This is a genomic window from Janthinobacterium sp. ROICE36 (assembly GCF_002869965.1).
GTDB lineage: Bacteria > Pseudomonadota > Gammaproteobacteria > Burkholderiales > Burkholderiaceae_D > Janthinobacterium.
In genome coordinates, this window is record NZ_PEBS01000144.1 from 1 (window position 1) to 4205 (window position 4205).

At 59.9% G+C, this 4205-nt stretch carries 4 protein-coding genes; 3 read left to right on the plus strand and 1 reads right to left on the minus strand.

Features of this window, described 5'->3' with window-relative positions; translation table 11 throughout:
* Nucleotides 1-312 precede the first annotated feature (312 nt).
* Nucleotides 313-927 (plus strand): helix-turn-helix domain-containing protein, encoded by a 615-nt coding sequence (locus CSZ94_RS26915; protein ID WP_180977650.1) that lies wholly within the window; start codon nucleotides 313-315, stop codon nucleotides 925-927.
* 33 nt (nucleotides 928-960) lie between these two features.
* Here CSZ94_RS26915 and mobQ read toward each other — a convergent pair whose 3' ends face one another.
* Entirely contained in the window at nucleotides 961-3144 is a 2184-nt protein-coding gene (gene mobQ, locus CSZ94_RS26920) for a MobQ family relaxase (protein ID WP_219726060.1), read from the minus strand.
* 126 nt (nucleotides 3145-3270) lie between these two features.
* Between mobQ and CSZ94_RS26925 the strand changes: the two genes are divergently transcribed.
* Complete coding sequence (locus CSZ94_RS26925) at nucleotides 3271-3561, plus strand: mobilization protein (RefSeq protein ID WP_102124300.1); 291 nt, start codon at nucleotides 3271-3273, stop codon at nucleotides 3559-3561.
* The gene (locus tag CSZ94_RS26930) at nucleotides 3558-3788 is read left to right on the plus strand and encodes a hypothetical protein (protein WP_102124301.1); all 231 of its coding nucleotides are present in this window, start codon (nucleotides 3558-3560) and stop codon (nucleotides 3786-3788) included. Before CSZ94_RS26925 ends, CSZ94_RS26930 begins: the two co-directional genes overlap by 4 nt.
* Nucleotides 3789-4205: the final 417 nt, after the last annotated feature.

Here is a 4205-nt window from a genome sequence, read left to right on the forward strand (position 1 = left end):
AGGGGTGCCCGCAGGGCAGGGCGTATCCCGCCGAAGGTCTGCGAGTCCGGCTACTGGCCGTCGAGCATCGCCGTTGAGTCCTTCCTTGTGCGCCGCGAAGCGGTGCAGTCTAAAAATACTCCACGAAAGATCATAGATAAGCACGACATTCCAGGGTCAATGAAATCAAGGGCTTAGAGGGGGGGGGTAGCTCACCAGCTATGACCTAGGGGTAGCTCACCAGCTATGACCTAGGTTTGGTCGATATTCGCTCACGCATGGCGAATATCGGTGTATGATAATTACTCACTCATGAACGGATTTTGATCAAAAATGACCTCACCCAGTCCAAAAAAGCCAGCCCTTGGGGCTGACCCGACCAAGAGCAAAAACACCTTCGTCATGACTGAGCGTGCGGCTCATGAGGCATGGTCGAAGCTCTGCATTCGTGCGCCGCGCTCCGCTGCGCTGCTGCATATCCTTTGCGCCAAGATGGGGACGCAAAACGCGCTAGTCGCCTCGCATGCCGTCTTGGCGGAGCTGTGCGAGTGCAGCGTGTCGACGCTCAAGCGCTCAATCGCAGACCTCCGAAACCACCAGTGGATCGACATTAAGCACATTGGGCCGACAGGGACGGTATGTGCCTACATCGTCAACGACGAAGTGGTGTGGGGGCAGGCGCGGGATCAACTGCACCTCAGCACCTTCCGGGCGCAAATCCTTGTCAGCGCCAACGAGCAGACGCCAGAGACGTTAGAGCCGGTCAAGCTGCGGCGCATCCCTACGCTCTACCCCGGCGAAATGCAACTGCCAAGCGGCCCCGGTGGGGAGCCGCCGAGCCAGCCCAGCATTCCGGGCATGGAGCCAGACCTTCCGGCCCTCACGGGTGATGCCGCCGACCGTGCCGAGCTGGAGGAGAAGTACGGCCAGCAACGTCTGCCGGGATAACGGACGGATTAACACAGGCTTAACGACTTGGGGCTACCGCTCCATGCCGTGGCCCCGGCCACGCTCAAGCGACAGCTCCCGCTGCTTGGCTGGGCTGAGTGCTTTTTCGGCAAGCGACTCCAAGCGCTCGCGCTCCTTGGCGAACTCCTGAAGCCTTTCACGGGCCGGGGCGCACTTGGCGATAGCGGCGTCCGACTTGGCGGTGTACTCCTTGCGCACCACATCGAGGCGCTTGTGGAACGTGGCACTGTCGGCGGTGCTGGCCGCTGCTTCCTTCCCGTCGCGCCAGGCGATGGCCTTGTCCCATCCGGCCTTGTTCGTCTCAAGCGCTTCCATCTGCGTGTCCCATGCCTTGGTGTCCTTCGTCCCGCGCCCGAACAGGCCCAGCGGCCGTTCCGACCTGGCGTGACGGGTGAGCGCTTCCGCCGCGGCCTTCTGGCTGTGGTCGAAGGTGGACGTGATGAGCGTGCCTTGCCCCACTGCGAACGGCAACTGCGTATGGCCTGCCGCCTTCGCCTCGGCGTTGATCGCCTCCCGGCGCCGGTCAAAGTCGCGGTTGGCCAGCTGCTGCGCCGCGCTGCGCTCGTCGAATGGACGGGTGTCCCAGCCGTTCGGCGTGGCCGCCCTGGTCAGCTCGGACTCCACCTGGTCGATTTTGCGGAACCGGTTTGCCAGAACCTCGATGTCCTTTGCCGATCCCGATGCCTGGGCAACCGCGATCGACTGCTCGGTGCGCTGGAACAGGGCCGCATCGTCGGCGTGAAGCCGCGTCGGTGCCGGCAATTCAACGGCCCGCGCCTTCGGCTCGGATTTAATGGATTGGGCAGGATCGGGGGCGGCATTCGCCAGAACAGCTGCAGCAGACCGCATAAGAGGCGCTACAGGCGCTTTTTGACGTTCAGTTGGTAGATTCGTAGCCACGGCGGCTTGGCGTGCCGCCTGCGCCCGCTCCTTGGCTTGACGTGCCCGCTCTACGGTGTAGATTTCGATGTGCTGCGCGGCGTCGGCAATTGGGCCGACAACGTGTTCGATATGTCCAACAATTTGTTGAACGAGGTTGTCAGTAGTCTTAAATTTGCGTCGAGCGGCTTCAACAACTCGGCCATAGTCTCTTTCAGCGACTCGCCGCTCGGCTCCTTCGATAGCGCTTTGAGTACCTCGCTCAATGTCCCTTGCGTAGCCTGTAGCTGCGACGAGAGATTGCTTTGATGCGAGCAAAGCGAAGTGAGCGTCTGCCCCTGCTCGGCCTGCTGCTTGGACATTGCTTCCAATGCGCTCAAGACTGCTGCAAATTCGCTGTTCATTTTCCTGCCTTTGTTTAATTTGCAACTGTTGATCGCGCTCGACCAGGGCGGCTTTCAGATCCCCGGCCAGGTCGATGATGCTCTTGCTGGTGTGCGCCAGTTCGCGCTCCTGGAGGCCTTCGGCGCGGGCGTTCGCCAGGCGCTCGGCAACCTCGATGCCGATACGCTGGCCCACGTCCGTCTGGACGCCGCGCCGCTCCATAGCGGCCACGGCTGGCCCCTTGTGGCTGGTCGGCTCCCGGTCGATGCCCTGGTCTTTCAGGCTGCGGTGGTCCACCCGCGCCTCGATGCCGTTTTCCTTGAGGCGTTCATTCACCAGCTCGGCCCAGCGTGTGCGCACAGCAGCCAGATCGTCGCCCCGGTTGCGCCCTGCTTTCTCGGTGTCGAGCTTATCGGTCAGGCCGTCCGGCCCAACCTTGCGGGTGGTGCGCAGGATGTGCGCGTGGTGGTTTCGGTTGTCGCCTTCCTTGCCTGGTGCGTGGATCGCCACATCGACGGCGCAGCCTTCGCGGTTCGCCATCTCCTTGGCGAAGTCCACGGCCAGCCGCCGACGCTCGGACGCCGAAAGTTCGAACGGCAAAGCTACCTCGAATTCGCGGGCGACGCATGCGTCCTTCCGGCGCTCGGCGGTTTCGGCTGCGTTCCAAAGTGCCGAACGGTCGTTCGCCCACTCTGGTGCGCCATCCGGCAAAACGATATCGGCAGATTCGACACCGCGCTTTTTGGTGTAGTCGTGGACTTCGCCGGTACGGCCATCGGTGATTTCACATCCAGCACGGTAAGCGGCGGCGGCGGTCGAGCTTCGACCGGCTGACCGCGATACCGCTTTTACGCTGCAATGGTAAATCGCCATGTTGTTGTTTTTGCCTTTTTGGTTTTCCCCGGAGGGGCGCGCGAGTTGGACGAAGTCCAACTCCTAAGTGCGCCCTTCTCTCATCGCTTTGCTCTTCGCATGGGTGGTCAACGGCCCCATTTTAGCATGCTTTACGGCAACATAAACCAGATGTAAAATCAGGTAACCAACCGCACAGGAAACCACATGACCCCAATCGAAGAGCGTATCAAAACGCAGGAAGAAAAGCTCAAACAGCTCAAAGCGCTAAAACAAAAACAGGAAGCGGCTTTACGAGCAGAGCAGGCGAAGAAGGATCGCGCTGCTGAGACGCGCCGGAAAATTTTGGCTGGCGCATTGGTTTTAGAAATAATGGCCGGTGATGAAGAAACGAAATTGCGCTTCATCTCACGCCTGGACAAATTCTTAACGCGGCCAGATGACAGAAGACTATTTGGTCTTGCTTCGGACGAAAAAACAACTCAGGAAACAGAATGAAAAAAATACTCATAATTACAATCATTGGCGGGCTGGTAGGGTGCGGGCCTTCAGCGCAAGAAAAATTAGCGCAAGAGCAGCTTAAAGCGATTGAGCAGCAGAAGGCAATGCTGGCTGGTTTCGAGGCCGAGTCCAAAAAAATGCAGGAACAATTGAAAGCGCTTCCACCACCAGGGCAAGAAAAAATGGTTTATAAGAAATTTGACCTGTACCCTCCCAAAAAATAATTTTAGAGTGCTTCGCGCACAGAGCCAACTGGACGCCTTAGCGCGGGGGCGTCCCCCCTTGCTTGCGCACCGACGATACCCCCGTCGGCACGCCCAGTTTCTTTTTTAACTGCGATAAATCAAAAATCCTGAAAACCAACCCCAACTGCAAAACCGCCTTTACTGGCACTCGCATGGCGCAGCAAAGGCAAGCGCCGCGTCCCGAGAGGGCGCGGGGTTTCGCTTGGCGTTCACGGTGAGCAGGTGCCCGAAGCCCCCGCAGGGGGTGAGGCGGTAGCCCCCGCCCCGGTAGGGGTGCCCGCAGGGCAGGGCGTATCCCGCCGAAGGTCTGCGAGTCCGGCTACTGGCCGTCGAGCATCGCCGTTGAGTCCTTCCTTGTGCGCCGCGAAGCGGTGCAGTCTAAAAATACTCCACGAA

Bases quoted from the DNA above. Each gene is read 5' to 3' on its own strand.
- CSZ94_RS26915 (WP_180977650.1), top strand. From the start codon at position 313: ATGACCTCACCCAGTCCAAAAAAGCCAGCCCTTGGGGCTGACCCGACC.
- CSZ94_RS26925 (WP_102124300.1), top strand. From the start codon at position 3,271: ATGACCCCAATCGAAGAGCGTATCAAAACGCAGGAAGAAAAGCTCAAA.
- CSZ94_RS26930 (WP_102124301.1), top strand. From the start codon at position 3,558: ATGAAAAAAATACTCATAATTACAATCATTGGCGGGCTGGTAGGGTGC.